Source organism: Cellulomonas sp. B6 (genome assembly GCF_001462455.1).
In the GTDB taxonomy this organism is placed as follows: domain Bacteria; phylum Actinomycetota; class Actinomycetes; order Actinomycetales; family Cellulomonadaceae; genus Cellulomonas.
Map to the genome: position 1 here is coordinate 1 of NZ_LNTD01000201.1, position 249 is coordinate 249.

1 protein-coding gene is annotated in these 249 nt (G+C 75.9%); it reads right to left on the reverse strand.

Annotation, left to right across the window (positions count from 1 at the left end):
* The coding region (locus tag ATM99_RS19470) for a hypothetical protein (RefSeq protein ID WP_223305186.1) at nt 1-249 on the reverse strand (249 nt) is incomplete at both ends.

Sequence of the window (249 nt, forward strand, 5' to 3'; positions counted from 1 at the left end):
CTCGCGGTCCCACGCCGCGGACGCGACGATCACCCAGTTGCCGACGAGGCACACCGGCATGCCGAGCGCGACGACGAGCTGGCGCAGGAACGCGCGCGGCACGCCCGGCGCCTTGTCGTGCCAGCCACGACGCGCGGGCTCGCGGTCCCACGCCGCGGACGCGACGATCACCCAGTTGCCGACGAGGCACACCGGCATGCCGAGCGCGACGACGAGCTGGCGCAGGAACGCGCGCGGCACGCCCGGCGT